This is a genomic window from Actinoplanes sp. NPDC051861, assembly GCF_040681145.1.
Lineage (GTDB): Bacteria > Actinomycetota > Actinomycetes > Mycobacteriales > Micromonosporaceae > Actinoplanes.
In genome coordinates this window covers 550,678-566,453 of sequence record NZ_JBFAYE010000002.1, presented here as the reverse complement: position 1 = coordinate 566,453, position 15,776 = coordinate 550,678, and the positions used below count along the sequence as shown (strand labels likewise).

Annotated in this window: 16 protein-coding genes; 14 read left to right on the top strand and 2 right to left on the bottom strand. The window is 69.9% G+C overall.

Translation table 11 applies throughout. The features are described 5' to 3' along the window. Window positions 1–2 precede the first annotated feature (2 nt). A complete protein-coding gene (gene fxsT, locus AB0M02_RS09315) occupies window positions 3–2,426 on the bottom strand; it encodes an FxSxx-COOH system tetratricopeptide repeat protein (protein ID WP_364223883.1) in 2,424 nt (807 codons plus the stop codon). 93 nt (window positions 2,427–2,519) lie between these two features. On the opposite strand from fxsT, the gene AB0M02_RS09310 reads away from it, so the two are divergent. Further along, window positions 2,520–2,837 carry an STAS domain-containing protein gene (locus AB0M02_RS09310; RefSeq protein ID WP_364223881.1) on the top strand — a complete coding sequence of 106 codons (318 nt, stop codon included), beginning with the start codon at window positions 2,520–2,522 and terminating at the stop codon, window positions 2,835–2,837. On the opposite strand, the gene AB0M02_RS09305 is transcribed toward AB0M02_RS09310, so the two are convergent. After that, complete coding sequence (locus tag AB0M02_RS09305; RefSeq protein ID WP_364223879.1) at window positions 2,834–4,138, bottom strand: MFS transporter; 1,305 nt, start codon at window positions 4,136–4,138, stop codon at window positions 2,834–2,836. The genes AB0M02_RS09310 and AB0M02_RS09305 overlap by 4 nt on opposite strands. 53 nt (window positions 4,139–4,191) lie before the next feature. Between AB0M02_RS09305 and AB0M02_RS09300 the strand changes: the two genes are divergently transcribed. From AB0M02_RS09300 to AB0M02_RS09240, 13 genes are all read left to right on the top strand, one after another. Then, entirely contained in the window at window positions 4,192–5,151 is a 960-nt protein-coding gene (locus AB0M02_RS09300) for a helix-turn-helix domain-containing protein (RefSeq protein WP_364223877.1), read from the top strand. Window positions 5,152–5,229: 78 nt separating this feature from the next. Continuing rightward, on the top strand, window positions 5,230–6,897 hold the full coding sequence (locus AB0M02_RS09295) for an ATPase, T2SS/T4P/T4SS family (RefSeq protein WP_364223875.1): 1,668 nt from the start codon (window positions 5,230–5,232) through the stop codon (window positions 6,895–6,897). A gap of 82 nt (window positions 6,898–6,979) precedes the next feature. Then, a complete protein-coding gene (locus tag AB0M02_RS09290; RefSeq protein ID WP_364223873.1) occupies window positions 6,980–8,089 on the top strand; it encodes a type IV pilus twitching motility protein PilT in 1,110 nt (369 codons plus the stop codon). 4 nt (window positions 8,090–8,093) lie between these two features. Further along, the gene (locus AB0M02_RS09285; protein WP_364223871.1) at window positions 8,094–9,326 is read left to right on the top strand and encodes a type II secretion system F family protein; all 1,233 of its coding nucleotides are present in this window, start codon (window positions 8,094–8,096) and stop codon (window positions 9,324–9,326) included. A gap of 119 nt (window positions 9,327–9,445) precedes the next feature. After that, entirely contained in the window at window positions 9,446–9,952 is a 507-nt protein-coding gene (locus tag AB0M02_RS09280; RefSeq protein ID WP_364223869.1) for a prepilin-type N-terminal cleavage/methylation domain-containing protein, read from the top strand. 42 nt (window positions 9,953–9,994) lie between these two features. After that, window positions 9,995–10,777: a prepilin peptidase gene (locus tag AB0M02_RS09275; RefSeq protein WP_364223867.1), complete on the top strand. Its 783-nt coding sequence runs from the start codon at window positions 9,995–9,997 to the stop codon at window positions 10,775–10,777. Between the two features lie 20 nt (window positions 10,778–10,797). After that, complete coding sequence (gene pilM, locus AB0M02_RS09270; protein WP_364223865.1) at window positions 10,798–11,823, top strand: type IV pilus assembly protein PilM; 1,026 nt, start codon at window positions 10,798–10,800, stop codon at window positions 11,821–11,823. Beyond that, window positions 11,820–12,521, top strand: a complete 702-nt coding sequence (locus tag AB0M02_RS09265; protein WP_364223863.1) for a PilN domain-containing protein — start codon at window positions 11,820–11,822, stop codon at window positions 12,519–12,521. Before pilM ends, AB0M02_RS09265 begins: the two co-directional genes overlap by 4 nt. Next, window positions 12,521–13,093 carry a type 4a pilus biogenesis protein PilO gene (gene pilO, locus AB0M02_RS09260; protein WP_364223861.1) on the top strand — a complete coding sequence of 191 codons (573 nt, stop codon included), beginning with the start codon at window positions 12,521–12,523 and terminating at the stop codon, window positions 13,091–13,093. Before AB0M02_RS09265 ends, pilO begins: the two co-directional genes overlap by 1 nt. A 69-nt stretch (window positions 13,094–13,162) precedes the next feature. Beyond that, the gene (locus AB0M02_RS09255; RefSeq protein ID WP_364223859.1) at window positions 13,163–13,549 is read left to right on the top strand and encodes a response regulator; all 387 of its coding nucleotides are present in this window, start codon (window positions 13,163–13,165) and stop codon (window positions 13,547–13,549) included. 33 nt (window positions 13,550–13,582) lie between these two features. Beyond that, complete coding sequence (locus tag AB0M02_RS09250) at window positions 13,583–13,981, top strand: AraC family transcriptional regulator (protein ID WP_364223857.1); 399 nt, start codon at window positions 13,583–13,585, stop codon at window positions 13,979–13,981. Between the two features lie 35 nt (window positions 13,982–14,016). Then, a complete protein-coding gene (locus AB0M02_RS09245) occupies window positions 14,017–14,427 on the top strand; it encodes a VOC family protein (RefSeq protein ID WP_364223855.1) in 411 nt (136 codons plus the stop codon). A gap of 79 nt (window positions 14,428–14,506) precedes the next feature. Continuing rightward, window positions 14,507–15,646, top strand: coding sequence for a serine hydrolase domain-containing protein (locus AB0M02_RS09240; protein WP_364223853.1), 1,140 nt, complete (start codon window positions 14,507–14,509; stop codon window positions 15,644–15,646). Window positions 15,647–15,776 lie beyond the last annotated feature (130 nt).

Below are 15,776 nucleotides of genomic sequence, written 5' to 3'. Positions count from 1 at the left end.
CCCTATAGCGGCGGGAGATCGATGTCGGTCTCCAGCCGTAGGCCAGCGGCGGTTGTCCGGAACACCGGATGGCCGTCGCCGAACGCTTTGGCGAGCCCGGTCAGCGCCTGCTGCTGCGCGGCCTCGTCGTTGTCCGCGAGGGCGAGGTTCCACGCGCAGGCCAGGGTGTCCGGGTGGTCGGCGCCGCGCACCCCCTTGGACCGGCGCAGGGTGTCCGCGGCCAGCTCCCGGGCCTGCTGCGCCTCGCCGGCCGCGGCCAGATCGGCGGCCAGCCCGTTGGCGCAGCTCAGCGCGAACGGGTGGTCGGCGCCGACGCTGCGGCGCAGTCCACTGAGCACCTCGTGGTCGATGGTGCGGGCGTCGCCGTACCGGCCGGTGGCCCGGACCACGGCGGCCAGACCGGCCGACGCCGCGAGCGTGAACGGGTGCTCGTCACCGAGCACCGCGTGGTACCGGATCACCGCTCGTTCCAGCAGCTCGTGAGCGTCGTCCAGGTCGCCGTCGATCCGCGCGCAGTTGGCCAGCGAGACCACCGCGGCGAGGGTGTCGACGCTGAGGTCGCCGAACTTCTGCCGGCACGCGGACAGGTTGTCCTCGGCCATCGAGCGGGCCGCCGGGTCGCCGCGGCGGCGGGCGGCCATCGCGGCGAACCGCCCGGCCCAGAGCGCGAACGGGTGGTCGGCCGGCAGGTTCGCGGTGTGCTGCGGCGCCAGCAGCGCGGACGCGCCACCGTAGTCGCCGAGCCCGAACAGGTCGTACGCCAGCCCGGTCCGCGACGACAGCGTCTCCGGATGACCGGTCACGAAGATCGCCTGCCGGTGCCGCAGGACCTGCTCGTCGAGCGCCCGCGCGCCCCGGAAGTCGCCGAGCAGCCGCAGGTCGGCGGCGAGGTTGTTGGCGCACCGCAGCGCGGTCGGGAAGCTCTCCCCGAACAGCCGCCTGTACCGCACCAGGTTGTCCGCGTCGAGCTGCCGCGCCTGCCCGAAGTGCCCCTGGATCCGCAGGTCGCCGCCCACGCTGTTAGCGGTGGCCAGCGTGGCCTCGTCGTCGGCGCCGAACACCTCGCGCTGGGTACGCAGCGTCTGCAGGTTCAGGTTGCGGGCGTCGACCGTACGGCCCACCGCCCGCAGCGCGTTGGCCAGGTGGAACGCGGCGAGCAGGGTCTGCTCGGCGGACTCGCCCAGCCCGTCGCGCCAGCGGGCCACCGCCGAGCCCGCCAGGTCGCGGCTGGAGTCGTAGTCGCCGCGGGCGAAGTGGTAGCGGACGCAGTTGACGACCAGTTGGCGTACCTCCTCGGCGTCGCCGCCGAGCAGGTCGGAGTGGATCAGGTGCGGGGCGAGTTCGGCATAGCGGTACCAGCCGGCGGGGTTGTCCGGGTCGCCCGGGTCGGCCGCCGCCAGCATCGCCCGCACGGTACGCAGCAGCGACGCGTGCCGCTCCGAGCTGAGCTCCTGCCCGAACATGCCGCGGATCAGCGGGTGGACGGTGAGCTGCTCACCGGCCGGGTCCAGGTCGGCCAGCCCGTACCGGCCGATCCGGCGCATCGCGGCGCGCAGCCGGCGTTCCACCCGGACGGTCCGGGACAGCTCGGGGTCCAGCGACAGGGTCCGGGCGGCCCAGAGCAGCCGCCAGGAGATCGGGGCGCTGGCCAGGAACGTGCAGAGTTCGAGCAGGATCCGGTCGGCCGGTGCGGTGGCGCCGAGCGCCTCGGCGGCCAGTCCCCAGGCCACCCGGATCGGGGTGGGGAACGCCAGCTCGGTGGCGCGCTCCTCGAACCGCTCCAGGTACTCCCCGACTGTCCAGCCGGCCGCGTCGCGGACCCGGGCGGCCAGGTCGAGCGCCATCGGCACGTCGTCGAGGCGGGCGGCGAGGCGCTCCGCGTCCTGCACCGACAGGTCGGGGGAACGCCCGCAGAGCAGATCGAGGCTGTCCGCGCGGTCGAAGACCGGCACCGGCAGCGCCTGCGCCACCTCGGCCGTCCAGCGCGGGTTCCGGCTGGTCACCAGCACGTGCCCGGCGCCGGAGGGAAGGTACGGCATGATGTCCTCGGGCCGGTTGGCGTTCTCGAAGACGACCAGCCAGTCCCGGTACGGCTCGCCGCGGCTCAGCGCGTCGCGAACGGCACCCAGCGTCCGGTTCAGGTCGCGCGCCTCGGGCACTCCCAGCTCCTGGGCCAGCCCGGCCAGGGCGGCGCGCATGCCCGCGTTCTGCTCGGCCGGGATCCACCAGACGAGTTCGTACCCCTCGGCGTGGCGGTAGGCATATTCCACCGCCAACTGGGTACGACCGGTACCGCCGAGCTGGTGGTCCGGGCTCGGCAGAAGCACGACCGGTCCGTTGCCGAGCATGCCGCGTACCCTGGTCAGCAGCTCTTCACGGCCCACGAAGCGGGGGTTGCGCGGCGGCAGACCGCCACGGATCGGCACACTGTGCTCCTCACGTGTTGGTGATGCCGATTACCGTACGTGGAACACCCGCCAACGCAAAGCGGGCACGCACCCGAGACGGAAGGTCCCCCCGTGACCGATGAGAGTGTGACCAGTTTGGATGTCACCGGCGACACCACCACGGTGTCGCTGCACGGCGAGATCGACATCCTGACCGTGGAGCAGCTGCGGGTCGCGCTGGGTGAGGCGGTCACGGCCGGCCCTCGGCTCATCGTGGTGGACATGGCCGAGGTGGCGTTCATCGACTCTACCGGCCTGGGCGCGCTGATCTCCGGGTTTCAGCGCGCCCGTGACCAGGGCATCTCGTTCCGGCTGTCGCGGCCGAGCGACAACGTGCGGCAGATCCTGGTGCTGAGCGGTCTTCTTGAGGTCGTCGAGCTGACGCCCTAGGCCTTCGCCGGGACGGCCAGGCCGATGCCCGGTGCGACCGGCTTGATCCGCTTGCCGGCGAAGAGCATCAGGCTCAGCACGGATCCGAGGATCGCGAGGCCGCCGGCGCCGTACCAGGCCCAGGTGTAGGCACCGAACTGGTCGCGGACCAGGCCCGCCGCGGTGGCGGCGGCCGCGGCACCGAACTGGTGCGAGGCGAAGACCCAGCCGAAGACGATCGGACCGGCCGCACCGAAGTACTCCCGGCACAGCGTCACCGTCGGCGGCACGGTCGCCACCCAGTCCAGTCCGTAGAACAGGATGAAGATCAGCATGCTCGGGTGCGCGGTCGCGGCGAACAGCGACGGCAGCACCAGCAGCGAAAGCCCGCGCAGGCCGTAGTAGGCGCCGAGCAGGATCCGGCTGTCCACCCGGTCGGTCAGCCAGCCGGAGGCGATGGTCCCGGCGATGTCGAAGAGCCCGACCAGGGCGAGGAGGCTCGCGGCCGTGGTCTGCGCCATCCCGTGGTCGTGCGCCGCCGGGATGAAGTGGGTGCCGACCAGGCCGTTGGTGGTCGCGCCGCAGATCGCGAAACCGCCGGCCAGCAGCCAGAATGCCCGGGTCCGTGCGGCGTCGCGCAGGGCGCGCAGGGCGTTGCGGGCGGCGCCTCCGGCCGGCTTCGCCGGCTTCGGGATCTCTTCGGTGCTTCCGAGAGCGGTCACGCCGAGGTCCGAGGGGTGGTCCCGCAGGCGCCAATAAATCAACGGTACGACGAGAAGCGCGGCGATCGAGACGGTGAGCGCTGCCGTCCGCCACCCGCTCGACTCGGAGATCCGGGACAGGACCGGCAGGAAGATCAGGTTGCCGGTCGCGCCCCCGGCCGTGAGCACGCCGGTGACCAGGCCGCGATGCTTGACGAACCAGCGGCCGGTGATGGTCGCGACGAATCCGAGCGCGAGCGAGCCGGTGCCGAGCCCGACCAGCACACCCCAGCAGAGCATGAGCTGCCAGCTCTCGGTCATCCACACGGTCAGCCCGGAGCCGACCGAGACCAGCAGCAGCGCGACCATGGCGACGCGGCGGATGCCGAACTTGTCCATCAGCGCGGCGGCGAACGGCGCGGTCAGCCCGTAGAGCAGCAGGTTCACCGAGACGGCGCCGGAGATCGTGGCCAGCGACCAGCCGAACTCGTCGTGCAGGGGCTGAAGGAGGACGGACGGCGTGGCCCGGAAGCCGGCGGCGCCGATCAGCGCGACGAAGGCGGCGACGGCGACCAGCCAGGCGGGGTGGATTCGGTGCTTCACATGACCGATTCTCGTCATCGGTGCCCGGCCGGACGAGTGGCCGGGAGGCCATGATGCGCAAGAATCGAGCCATGACCCATCGGATCGTCATGTTGGCTCTCGACGGCGTCGTCCCGTTCGACCTCGGTGTCCCGCCGCAGATCTTCGGCGCCGCGCGGGACGCTGACCGCAATCGCCTCTATGACCTGATTGTCTGCGGGGCCGGCCCGATCCGGACCGAGGTCGGGTTCACGGTCGTGCCGGACCATGGCCTGGAGGCACTCTCGGTGGCCGACACCGTGCTGGTGCCAGGCATCCACACCGGTGGGCCGGTGATCGACGGGACTTTGGATTTGCCGGTCTCGCGCGCTTTACGTGCTGCGTCTTTGCGCGGCGCCCGAATTGTGTCTATCTGCACCGGGGCGTCGGTGCTTGCCGCCGCCGGCCTGCTCGACGGGCGGCCCGCGGCGACGCACTGGGCCTGGGCGAAACGGATCGGCGGGCTGTATCCGCAGGTCAAGTGGGACTTCGACGTGCTCTTCGTCGACGACGGGGACGTGCTGACCTCGGCCGGCGTGGGCGCGGGGGTCGACCTCTGCCTGCACATCGTGCGGACCGATCACGGCGCCGACGTGGCGAACCGGGCGGCCCGGCGCTGCGTGGTGCCGCCGTGGCGGGACGGCGGGCAGGCGCAGTTCATCGAGCGGCCGGTGCCCGCGGCGGCCGGCACCGGCACCGACGCCACCCGGACCTGGGTCCTGGAGCGGCTGGCCGAGCCGGTCACCCTGGAGGAGATGGCCGGGCACGCGCGGATGAGCGTGCGGACGTTCACCCGGCGGTTCCGCGACGAGACCGGGCTCAGCCCCCGGCAGTGGCTGCTGCGCCGGCGGGTGGAGCACGCCCGGATCCTCCTCGAGTCGACCGACCTCGGCGTGGAGGCGGTGGCCCGGCGGTCGGGGCTGGGCAGCGCCACCGCCCTGCGCCAGCATCTGCACGCCACGATCGGGGTGGCGCCGTCGGCGTACCGGCGGACGTTCCGGCACGCGGGGTAACGGAGGCCACGCTCAGGATTGCGGTGAATTGTCCGATGGGCTGGGTGTATACCCCTGTCCGGCCGCACCGAGGACCCCATGGATCAGACCTTCCGTCCGCTGCTTGACGCCCTGAAGCAGATCGGCGTCGACCCGAAGGCCGTCGACGCGGCAGCCGAGGAAGCGCAACGCAGCGGCCGGCCGGTCCGGGCCGTCCTGATCAACGACCAGGTCGTCACCGAGGAGCAGCTGACCGAGGCGGCGGCCGCGGCGTTCGGCATCAACACGCTCGACCTCGTCGGCTTCACGCCGGACCCGACCGCGCTCAAGCGCATCCCGCTGCCGGTCGTGCTCCGGCACCGCGTGCTGGGCCTGGCCATCAACGACGGCGAGCTGGTCGTCGGCGTGACCGACCCGGCCGACGTGGTGGCGCTGGACGACGTCCGCGCGGCGACCGGCATGACCGTACGGCCCGTCGTGGTGGCGCGCAGCGAGGTCCGCCGGATCATCGAGCGCCTGCAGCGTGAGGGCGCCGACCTCGGCGACCTGGCCGACGAGGGCCTGGACGACCAGGCCGGCATGGCGGCGCACGCCACCAGCACCGACGACGCCCCGATCGTGCGGTACGTGAACAGCCTGATCGAGCAGGCCGTCATGAACCGGGCCTCCGACCTGCACCTGGAGCCCACCGAGGAGGACATGCGGGTCCGGTACCGGATCGACGGTGTGCTGCACGAGGTGGACGTGGTGCCGCGCGGTGTCATGGCGGCGCTGATCTCCCGTATCAAGATCATGTCGGGTGTCGACATCACCGAGAAGCGCGTGCCGCAGAACGGGCGTATCACGGCGATGATCCGGGATCGGTCCGTCGACCTGCGTACCGCCACGCTCCCGACGGTGTGGGGCGAGAAGATCGTGCTCCGAGTCCTGGACACCGGCGGCATCGACCTGGATCTCGCCAAGCTCGGCTTCACCCAGCACAACCTGCAGCGCTTCAGCGCCTCGTTCAGCAAGCCGCACGGGATGGTGCTGGTCACCGGGCCGACCGGTTCCGGCAAGTCGACGACGCTCTACGCCACACTCGGCAAGATCAGCCGGCCGGAGATCAACGTGATCACGGTCGAGGACCCGGTCGAGTACCGGCTGCGCGGCATCAACCAGGTGCAGGTCAACGCGAAAGCCGGGCTGACGTTCGCGGCGGTGCTGCCGGCGATTCTGCGTACCGACCCGGACGTGGTGCTGATCGGTGAGATCCGGGACGGCAACACCGCGCAGATCGCGGTCGAGGCCGCGCTCACCGGCCACCTGCTGCTCAGCACGCTGCACACCAACGACGCGCCGGGCGCGGTCACCCGTCTCACCGAGATGGGCATCGAGCCGTTCCTGGTCGGGTCGTCGCTCGACTGCGTCCTGGCCCAGCGGCTCGCCCGGCGGATCTGCGACTGGTGCAAGGAGGCGTACACGCCGACCGAGGAGGAGATCCTGGCCGCCAGCTGGCCGCTGCAGGATCTCGCCGTCCCCGAGGTGCTGTACCGGCCGGTCGGCTGCCGCAACTGCGCGAACACCGGCTACAAGGGCCGGGTCGCGATCCACGAGGTCATGCCGGTCTCCCCGGAGATCGAGTCGCTGACCATCCGCCGCGCCTCAGCCGGTGAGATCCGTGAGGTGGCGCTGGCCCAGGGCATGTACGACCTGCGCGCCGACGGGCTGGCCAAGGCCGCGGGCGGCCTGACGTCGCTGCGTGAAGTGTCCCGAGTCGCTGTCTGACAGCACCTTTTCCGCTACTAAACCCGGTCCCTGCGGTGCCGATTCATCTGGCGTCGGAACAGAGAGAGGGCCGGAACAGCAGATGGACACGCTCGAGCAGGTGACAGCCGCCGGGTCCCGCGAGGACCTCGACGTGCTCGACCAGATGCTCATCACGCTGGTCGAGTCCCGCGGGTCCGACCTTCACCTGACGGTCGGGTCGCCGCCGATGATCCGGGTGGACGGCTCGCTCCGGCCCATCCCCGGGTACGGCAAGCTCAACGCCGCCGACACCGAACTGCTGGCTCGCGCTGCCGTCTCGCGGGACCAGTGGGAGACCTTCCTGCACGAGCAGGAGATGGACTTCGCGCACAGCATCGTGGGTGTCTCCCGGTTCCGCGGCAACCTCTACCGTCAGCGGACCTCGTGCGGCGCGGTCTTCCGGGCCATCCCGCACAAGATCAAGCCGCTGGACGAACTCGGCATGCCCGAGTCGGTGGCCCGCTTTGCCCACCTGCCGCGTGGCCTGGTGCTGGTGACCGGCCCGACCGGTTCCGGCAAGACCACGACGCTCGCGTCGCTGCTCGACCTGGCCAACCGCAGCCGGGCCGACCACATCATCACGATCGAGGACCCGATCGAGTTCCTCCACCCGCACAAACGCTGCGTGGTGAACCAGCGCGAGGTCGGCACCGACACCGACGACTTCGCCAGCGCGCTCAAGCACGCGCTGCGGCAGGACCCGGACATCATCCTGGTCGGCGAGCTTCGTGATCTGGAGACCACCGCGACGGCGCTGACCGCCGCGGAGACCGGTCACCTGGTGCTGGCGACCCTGCACACGCAGAGCGCCACGCAGACCATCGACCGCGTCATCGACATCTTCCCGCCGCACCAGCAGCTGCAGATCCGCGCCCAGCTGGCGGCCAGTCTCCAGGGTGTGATCACCCAGGCGCTGGCGCCGAAGGCGGACGGCAAGGGCCGGGTGGTGATCGCTGAGATCCTCAGCTGCACCCCCGCCATCCGCAGCCTGATCCGGGAGGGCAAGACCCACCAGATCCCGTCGTTCATGCAGGCCGGCGCGAGCGAGGGCATGCTCGCCTTCGACCAGCACCTGGCCGAGAAGATCCGGGACGGACTGGTGAGCATGCAGACCGCGCTGGAGATGTGTCACTCGGCCGAGGAGCTCAAGCGCCTCGTGGGACGGGCGTGATCCGATGGCGACCACAAAGACCTTCCACTACAACAGCGTCGACGCCACCGGCAAGAAGGCCAAGGGGACGATCGAGGCTCCCAACGAGGCCGCGGCCACCCACATGCTGCGCCAGCGCGGCGAGGTGCCGCTCGGCGTCACCGAGGCCGGCCAGGGTCTTCAGAAAGACATCAAGATCCCGGGGCTGGGCGGCAAGGTCAAGCTCAAGGACCTGGCCGTCTTCGCCCGGCAGTTCGCCACGATGACCGCTTCCGGCATGTCGCTGCTTCGCTCCCTCTCGATCATGGAGGAGCAGTCCTCGTCGCCACCGCTGAAGAAAGCGATCGGCGAGGTACGCAACGACGTGGCCACCGGCGCGGGGCTGTCCGCCTCGATGGCCAAGCACGACCGGATCTTCCCGCGCCTGATGGTCGCCATGATCAGGGCCGGTGAGGCCGGCGGTATGATCGACAAGGCGCTCGAGCAGGTCGCCGACAGCCTGGAGAAGGACACCGCGCTCCGCGGCAAGATCAAGAGCGCGCTCACCTATCCGGCCATCGTGCTGGGCTTCACCTTCGTCCTGATCGCGGGCATGTTGATCTTCATCGTCCCGATCTTCGAAGGGATGTTCAAGAGCCTCGGCGGCGAGCTGCCGGCGATCACCCAGTTCCTCGTCACGACCAGCCACAACATGGGCTGGATCGGGCCACTGGTCCTGTCGATAGGTATCGGCAGCACGGTCGCCTACAAACGGAAGCACCGCAGCAGCGCCGACTTCCGCCTGAAGGTCGACCAGCTCAAGCTGCGCATGCCGGTCTTCGGATCGCTGTTCCGCAAGCTGGCGATGAGCCGCTTCGCCCGTAACCTCGGCCTGCTCCTGAACGTCGGTGTTCCGGTCATGCAGGCGCTGTCCGTGGTCGGCGAGACCACCGGCAACGAGGTCATCAACGCCGCGATGAAGGACGTACAGGCCACCGTCCGTGACGGCCAGCCCATGTCCACGGCTCTCCGCAATCACCCGATCTTCCCCGAGATGGTCACCCAGATGATCGAAGTCGGCGAAGAAAGCGGTCAGATCAGTCAGATGCTCGACAAGGTTGCCGACTTCTACGACAGAGAGGTCGACTCCGCCGCTGAGTCTCTGGCCGCATCGATCGAACCGATCATGGTGCTCGTCATGGGCGCCGTAGTCGGCGGCATGGTGATCTGCCTCTACCTGCCGATGTTCACGATCTACCAGAACATCCAGTCGAGCTGATCGACGCGCAACGAGGCGCGTACCGAAATACCCCGGCCGCTCCCGACGGCCGGCCGCACCACCCGGGCGCCCGAGCCCACCCCTTTCCCCACCCCTGATCGCCCTGGAGGCAACCCCACATGCAGGACGTCATCAACCGTCTCCGTAACAAGAAGGACGACGAAGGCTTCACCCTGATCGAGCTCCTGGTCGTCGTGGTCATCATCGGCGTCCTGGTCGCGATCGCGGTCCCGGTGTACCTGAACTACCGCAAGGGTGCGGCCGACAAGTCGGCGCAGTCCGACGTGCGCGGCGCCATCAGCGCGATCGAGCAGTTCTACACCAGCAACAACAACCAGTACCCGGCCAACGCCAACGTCGACAACGGCGACGGCACCCACACGACCATGGACCTGCCCGTGCTGGCCGCCGGCGGCACCGCCGGAACGGTCACGATCTCCGACAAGACCGTCCTGCGGTACGTCCTCGTGCCCGCCACCGGCACCGTCTCGACCTACTACAAGGTCTGCGCGCACAACACCGGCGGCACCGACGGCAAGTACTTCCTCTACAACAGCCTCAAGGGTGGCTCGGTCAAGGAGGACGGCACCCTGACCAGCACCAACTTCGGCACCTGCGGCGCGTAACAGCGCCCTGAACAACCGTCACGAGCCCGAGGAGGAACGACCGTGCCGCAGTACCCACTGCTCTGCGTCATCGGCCTCCTCGGGCTCGCGATCGGTTCCTTCCTGAACGTCGTGATCCACCGGGTTCCCCGCGACGAGTCGCTGGTCCGGCCCGGATCACACTGCCCCGAGTGCGGGCACGCGGTCCGGGCCCGGCACAACGTGCCGGTGCTCGGCTGGCTGCTGCTGCGGGGACGCTGCGCCGACTGCGGCACCCGGATCAGCGCCCGCTACCCGCTGGTCGAGGCCGGCACCGCCGCGCTGTTCGTGGCGGTCGCCGCCCGCTTCGGCTGGTCCTGGGAACTGCCCGCCTACCTCTACCTCGCGGCCGTCGCGATCGCCCTGGCCCTCATCGACCTCGACGTGATGCGGCTCCCCGACAAGATCGTCCTCCCCTCGTACGGCGTCGCCGCGGCCCTGCTGCTGCCGGTCTCGCTGGCCGAGGGCGACCTGGCCGCACCGCTGCGCGGCCTGGCCGCCGCCGCCGTGCTCTACGTGCTCTACCGGGTGCTCGGCACCTGGGGCATGGGTGGCGGCGACGTGAAACTCGCCCCGCTGCTCGGCTTCTATCTCGGCTGGCTGGGCTGGAGCGCGGTCGCGATCGGCGCCTTCGCCGGCTTCCTGCTCGGCGGCCTGGCCGGTGGCCTGCTGCTCGCCCTGCGGGTGGCCGGGCGCAAGAGCCGGATCCCGTTCGGCCCCTACATGCTGGCCGGCGCCTTCCTCGCGGTCTTCGCCGCGGCACCGGTCGCCGACTGGTACCTGAACCTGCTGGTCCCCACCGCCTGAATCCGGAGAAAGGAAGACCGATGGCTGGCGCAACGCCGATCGGGCTCGACATCGGTTCGTCCTCCATCCGAGCCGTGGAGGTCCGCCGCAACAAGAACGAGTACTCACTGGTCAACTTCGGTCAGTTCCCGCTTCCGCCCGGCACCGTGACCAGTGGGATCGTCAACGACCCGGTCGCGCTGACCTCGGCGCTCAAGCAGCTCTGGGCCGCCTCCAAGTTCGGCACCAAGCGGGTCAGCCTGGGTGTCACCAACACCCAGCTGGTGGTCCGCGAGACCTCGGTAGCCAACCTGCCGGCCAGCCAGATGCGCCAGGCTCTGCCGTTCCAGGTCAAGGAGCAGCTGCCGCTCGCGGTGGAACGGTCCCTGCTGGACTTCTACCCGCTCGAGCCGGCCGGTGAGAGCGCGACCGTGCGCGGCCTGCTGATCGCCATGCCCCGCGAGGCCGTGGTCGGCCTGGTGCAGGCGGTGGAGAAGGCCGGCCTGCACGTCGCCGACGTGGACCTCGCCTCGTTCGCCCTGCTGCGCGCCGCTTCCCGGCTGGACGCCCAGGTCGAGGCGATCGTCGACATCGGCGCCAACATCACCAGCGTCGTGGTGCACGCGGACGGCGAGCCGATCTTCGTGCGTACCCTCCCGCGCGGCGGCACCGAGATCACCGAGAACATCGCCACCCGGCTGGGTATCGACGTCGCCGAGGCCGAGATGCTGAAGTGCCGTGGCGGCATGCACGGCGACGGCACCCCGGACAGCATCGCCGCGCTCACCGACGGCGTCCGGCCGCTCGTCAGCGAGCTGCGCAGCTCCTTCACGTACCTGGCCTCGGGTGAACGGCAGAAGCAGGTCACCCGGATCTCGCTCTGCGGCGGCGGCGCGCTCATGCCCGGCCTGGCCGAACACCTCCAGCAGCAGCTCGGCGTCGCGGTGATGTACGCGGACAGCACGACCCGGCTCCGCGACACCCGCCGTGCGCGTGAACGCGGGTTCGACAGTTTCGTGCCGTCGGCGGCGGTATCGATCGGCCTCACCCTGGGAGCGTCCCGATGACCACCACGGCCCTGATGCCCCTGGACCCCTCGGTCTCGCCGCAGCAGGCGGCCCGGGTGCTCACGATCCGCGCCGACCTGCTGCCCCCGGAGATCCGGGACGGCCGGCGTGCCCGCCGGACCCGCGCCTTCGTGCTGACCACCCTGGTGCTCGTGCTCGCCGGCCTCGGCGGCTGGTACGCCTCGGCCACTATCGGCGCGAGCAACGCCGAGGACGAGTACAACCAGACCCTCGCACAGCTGGCCAAGGTGCAGGACGACCAGCAGAAGAACACGGCCGTCCAGAAGATGGTCAAGGTCAAGAACGGCAACACCCTGCTCAAGGGTGAACTGGAGAGCCTGCTCGCCAGGGACATGTCCTGGGCCAAGGTGTTCGACCTGATCCGCGACACGGCCGAGGACACGGGCGTCGAGGTCTACGAGGTGAGCGGCGCGCTCGACGCCGAGACCGCCGCCGCCGCGGCGGACGCGGCCGCCGGGAACGTCGGCACCGTCCGGATCTCCGGCACGGCGGACAACAAGAAGGAGGTCGCCGAGTACGTCACCGGCCTCAGCCAGCTCACCTATCTGTCGAGCCCGTTCGTGAACACCGTGACGGAGGAGTCGAAGGGTGCGGTCTCCTTCACCGTCACGATCAACATCACCGACCAGGGCCTGTGCGGCCGCTTCACCAAAACCTGCGACAGCGGAGGCAAATGATGAGCGCGCGCCGCATCGACCAGTTCTGGCTCTTCGGTGGACTGTTCCTGGTCACCCTGCTGATCGCGGCCAGCTGGTTCTTCCTGATCAGCCCGAAGTACGCGGACGAGGCCAAGGCCAAGGCGAACACCGACGAGACCTCGGCCCAGCTCGCCAAGGCGCGGAGCAGCTTCGCGGCCCTGAAAGCGGAGACCGAGAAGCTCGGTGACTACCAGGACCAGCTGGCGGAGTACCAGGCCGCCCTGCCGGTGACCAGCAAGACGAACGGCATCCCGGACTTCCTCAAGCAGCTCCAGACGCTCGGCACCAACCTGGACGTCGAGGTCAGCGGCTACAGCGCTTCGGCGCCGTCGGCATCGGAGAAGGTGTCCACCACGAAGATCCTGCCGATCTCGCTGAACGCCTCCGGCGACGTGGAGAACATCACCACGTTCCTGAAGCAGCTCCAGACCATTCAGCCGCGCGCCGTACTGATCAACACCACGCTGCTGACCATCGGTGAGGACAAGACCGAGCTGGCACTGACGCTGGACGCGTACGTCACCTCCACGGTGACCGAGAAGGTCAGCTGAACCGACCCACTCCCGAGTGGCAACTCGGAAGACCTGCGAAAGGGCCTCAGCGGGCCGAAGAGGAGCACCATGAACCAGAACCTGATCCTGATCGCCGACGACGACAGCGACGTCCGCGACATGCTCTCGGTGACCCTCGAGGCGGCCGGGTACCGCGCTCTGGGCGCCAAGGACGGCCACACCGCCGCGCGCATCCTCACGGTGGCCAAGCCGATCGGCCTGATCACCGACGTACGGATGCCGGCGATGAACGGCATGGAGCTCACCCAGCTGGCCCGCAGCAACCCGTCGATCCGGGACATGGCGATCCTGATGGTCTCCGGCAACAGCCACGCCTACGACGTCAACGCCGGGCTGGGCTCGGGCGCGGACGGGTACCTGCCCAAGCCGCTCTCCCCGCGCCACCTGGTCACCGAGCTGCAGGCCCTGATCAGCAGGCGCGCACACGCGGGCTGACGCGCGGCTCGGGCCGCGTGGTGCAATGTCGCGGTGAGCCGCGCGAGCGAGGAGACCAACCGGCGGATGCTGCGGGCACGGGACGCGATGGACCGGGCCTACGCGCAGCCGCTGGACGTGCCCACCCTGGCTCGCGTCGCGCACGTCTCGGAGGCGCACTTCAACCGCACGTTCCGGGCCACGTTCGGTGAGACACCGCACCGCTACCTGCAGCGGCGCCGGGTGGAGCGGGCGATGTTCCTGCTCCGGGAGACCGACCGCAGTGTGACCGACATCTGCTTCCAGGTCGGCTTCGGCAGCCTCGGCACGTTCAGCCGGACGTTCCGGGCGATCGTCGGCCGGTCACCGCGCGAGTACCGCAGGGCCGCCACGCCGCTCGGCGTACCCACCTGTTTCGCGATGGCCTGGATGAGGCCGAGCGGTTTTGGATAAGTTTTCAGCCCGGTCGCGGCACTAGCGTGAACAGCATGTTCAACGCGATCACGCACTCGCAGATGTACGTCCTGGACCAGGACGAGGCCGTCGCCTTCTACGTCGGGAAGCTCGGCCTGGAGATCAACACCGACATCGACCTCGGATTCATGCGCTGGCTCACGGTCAACGTGCCCGGCCGGCCGGAACACCAGATCATGCTGGAGCTGCCCGGCGGGCCGCAGATGTCCGCCGAGACCGCGGAACAGGTCCGCGACCTGCTCACCAAGGGCGCGATGGGTGGCCGGTTCATCCTCACCACCGACGACTGCCGCAAGACGTACGAGACCCTGCTCGCCCGCGGTGTCGAGTTCACCGAGGAGCCGGAGGAGCGCCCGTACGGCATCGACTGCTCGCTGCGCGACCCGTTCGGCAACCTGATCCGCGTCAACCAGCCCAAGGGCTGACCCCTAGGCAATCTCCTCGGGGGCAAGATCAGGGCATCGCCGGATCCCTTCCGTCCGCTGTGGACGGAAGGGTGACGGTATGACGATCTCCCGCCGAGGTGTCGGCATCCTGCTGACCGCCACCGTCCTGGTCGGCTCTGCTCTGGCCGGCTCCGTCGCGAGCCCGGCCGCCGCGGCCACCACCGTTCTCCCGCCACTGGATCCCGCCCGCCTCGCGGCGGCCGTCGCCGGTCTGCCGGACGCCGAGGCCAGCGGTGCCCTGGTGCAGATCCGGGGCCGGGCGGGCAACTGGTCGGGCAGTTCCGGGATATCGGAGCTGGGCTCGACCACACCGCCCCGGCTCGACGGCCGGTTCCGGATCGGCTCGATGACGAAGACGTTCACCGCTGTCGTGACCCTGCAACTGGCGGCCGAGCGGCGCATCGACCTCGACCGGCCGGTGCAGCGCTACCTGCCCGGCCTGCTGCCCGCGTCGTACCCGCCGATCCCGGTCCGGACCCTGCTCAACTGGACCAGCGGCATCAACGGCCTGGCGATCGACTCCAAGAACGCGGACTGGTTCTTCGACCACCGGTACGACCACTACGAGCCCGGCAGCCAGCTCGACCTGACCAAGCCGCTCGCGTTCGCACCCGGCACCGCCCAGCGGTACGCCAACGCCGACTACATCCTCGCCGGCCTGCTGATCGAGAAGGTGACCGGCCGCTCGTGGGCGTCCGAGGTGAACCGCCGGATCATCCGCCCGCTGCACCTCACCGGCACGACCGTTCCCGGCGACGACCCGCGGATCTCCGGACCGCACGCACACGGTTACGAGGTCACCGCCGACGGCTGGGCCGACGTCACCGAGGCCAACCCGTCCCTGCAGTGGTCGGCCGCCTCGATCATCTCCACCGCTGACGACCTGGACCGCTTCCTGGTCGCCCTGTTCCGCGGCCGCCTCCTGCCGCCGCGCGAGCTGGCCGAGATGTTCACCGTGCCGGACGTGAAGATCTTCGGCACCGAGGAGCCCGCTGTCTACTCGGCCGGCCTCACCCGGTTCGAGTTCGGCACCGTGACGGTGTGGGCCAAGAGCGGTGACCGCCCCGGTTACAACAACGGCATGGGCGCGACCCGCGACCTCTCACGACGGCTGGTCTACTCCGTCAACACCCTGCACATGGGCGGCTCCGAGCAGCCCCGGGTCTCCCAGCGGATCATCATGGCCGCACTGAGCTGATGCTGCCCGGCGGCCCGTGAGTGAAACTCGCATTTCCGGCTGAGAGTCACCCGCGGGCCGCTAGATTACCCACGGCGCCAACTCGTTTTCCCTGCTCAGTGCCATCGCGGGAACCGATCCGGGCAGGGTC